This is a genomic window from Psychromonas sp., assembly GCF_983033635.1.
In genome coordinates this window covers 1-2,406 of sequence record NZ_CEZLMY010000301.1, presented here as the reverse complement: position 1 = coordinate 2,406, position 2,406 = coordinate 1, and the positions used below count along the sequence as shown (strand labels likewise).

3 protein-coding genes are annotated in these 2,406 nt (G+C 38.9%); all 3 read right to left on the bottom strand.

Features of this window, described 5'->3' with window-relative positions:
* Window positions 1-552 (bottom strand): sugar phosphate nucleotidyltransferase (locus AC4GME_RS18735; protein WP_490380032.1); only part of this gene is annotated, 552 nt, incomplete at its 3' end.
* Window positions 542-1,198, bottom strand: a complete 657-nt coding sequence (locus AC4GME_RS18730; protein WP_490378447.1) for an acetyltransferase — start codon at window positions 1,196-1,198, stop codon at window positions 542-544. The genes AC4GME_RS18735 and AC4GME_RS18730, both read right to left, overlap by 11 nt.
* Window positions 1,191-2,267, bottom strand: a complete 1,077-nt coding sequence (gene neuB / locus AC4GME_RS18725) for an N-acetylneuraminate synthase (RefSeq protein WP_490378448.1) — start codon at window positions 2,265-2,267, stop codon at window positions 1,191-1,193. The genes AC4GME_RS18730 and neuB overlap by 8 nt, the downstream gene beginning before the upstream one ends.
* Between the last annotated feature and the right edge of the window lie 139 nt (window positions 2,268-2,406).

The window sequence follows — 2,406 nt, the reverse complement described above, 5'->3', positions numbered from 1 at the left end:
GCCAAAGTGTTCCATTATCATTTCTGGCATGTAATGTGTTGATATATAGAAATTAGTAAATCCTGATTTAATAAAATTAAGCAGGGTAATTTCAAGAATGGGCTTATCCCCAACTTTTAGCAACGGTTTAGGGCAATTATTGGTTAGTGGTTTTAAGCGTGTACCGAATCCACCTGCCATTAAAAAAACAGGGTTATCTAATTTTTTTATTAACAAAGATTCATGTAACGTATGTAAACCAATGACGATGCCATTTTCAACTAATGGAATCGATAAAATATCTTTCGATTCCATTAGTTCAATTAATTGTTGTTTGCAGATCTCTTTAGTCGCGACAATGGGGCTAGTATTCATTACCTCACAAACACAAGCTTCTAATGCAACACCCGCCAATATTCCACGACGAATATCGCCATCACTAACGATACCGAGTAGTTTTCGCGTTTCAGATACAATAATAGCGCCACGGAGGGCTTCTCTATCAATAACTTTAAGTGCTTCTCGAATAGAACTGTCAGGTCCGATTAATGTGTTTTGCCAATTATGACTCATTGTTTACCCTTTTCATTTTGATCTCTGCTCGAGGACCCAAAATGACATGTCCATATGGTACACTTTTGGTTACATTGGCCCCGGATCCGATTAGTACATTATCAGCAATAGAAATCCCCTGAATCACGTTCGCACCAGTACCAATATGAACATAATTACCCGTTTTCACTTGACCACTTAATGTAACACCTGGCGCGATATGGTTATGCTCTCCAATAATGCAATCATGCTCAATAATTGCCCCCGAATTAATGATCGAATGATCACCAATAACTGCTCCCGCTTGAATAATTGCGCCAGGCATTACCTGCACACCTTCACCAAGTTTGGCAAAATCAGAGACAATCGCCATCTTAGATATAACCTGCTGAAAAAAGTACCCTTTTTCACTAAACTTATGATGTACAAGCGTTCTTAATCGAGATCCTGGCATGGAACCAATACCGTTAACAATCTGCACCGTACTTGGGAGCTCTTTGAAAATATCATCCTCGTTATCAAAAAAAGGAATATCCGATAAAATTTCCCTTTCAAGATCAACATCAGGACTAAAAACACCTGATAAAGCCAGCCCATTTTGCTTTAATATATCGACCAATACGCAAGCATGTCCGCCAGCCCCAAGCAGATATCGTTTTTTATCCAAGAATCACCTCCCCCTCTTGATAAGGCTTTTCTGACTTGGTATTGATTAATTCCCAATACTGATAGGGGCTAGCGCCATTACCAGGCCGTTTTATTGTCAAATTCTCTTCACTAAATAACTCGCCTAGCGCGATTGATTTAGCAGCAACTAGACTTTTTCTCGCTATCACTATATTTTTAACTTCTGATGGGCGCGGACCTTTTATACCGTCACCTATTATTAATTCAGCATTTCTAATACCTTCAACCATCGCCTGTAATTCATCTGGTTCTAAAGAGGCTTTATGATCTGGCCCTTCCATGTTTTTGTCTAAAGTGAAATGTTTTTCGATAATTTTAGCGCCACGAGCGACAGCAACAATGGGTACAAGAATCCCTGCACTGTGGTCGGAATAGCCTACCTCTAATTTAAACGCAGCCGCTAATGTATCCATTGCTTTTAGATTAATATCTTTTAATGGTGCCGGATATTCAGTTGTGCAGTGCAGTAGGGTTACTTTTTCTTTTAGCAGAGCTTGTCCTTGACCTGAGAAATAAGCTTGCTGGAAAGCATCTATAGATGGCTCAATATCTTCTTGCGATAGATAGCCAAAAGCGATCACGCCTAATGCAGATTCAACTTCAGCTAATGTTGCCATGCCTGTCGAAACAATTAAATCTGCACCTGTTTTTGCGTGTTGCAATACTAAAGGGGCATTGGTTAATTCACCAGATGGAATTTTTAAGCGCTTTAAACCTAAATCATTAACTAAAAAATCTAAACTTTCAGAGTCAAAAGCAGTTGATAAAAACTCAATGCCGAATTTTTGGCAATACTCAACGAGCTCATGGTGAAATTCATAACTAAGCTCTAAACGGCTTAACATTGCCAGTTGAGATTCTACTTTTTTTGTGTTTTCTATTTGATAATCAGCTTGCCTGGCTGTCGCTGTCACTAGATTTATCGCTTTAAATGTTTGAAACTTTACAATATCAACACCCGCGTTATAAGCGGCATCGACCAATTCAAATGCGAGCTGTTCACTACCATTATGATTAACACCTGCTTCTGCTATAATAAGGGTTTTCATATAATTTCCTTTAACAACATAAATGCCTCAGCAGCATGAGAATTAGACTGAGCTCCACGAAGCGAAGCTAAAGCAGCAACAGCCTGTCGGCTACGAGGAAATGGAAAATCCTTAACTTCAGACTCAAAAATTTCCAATA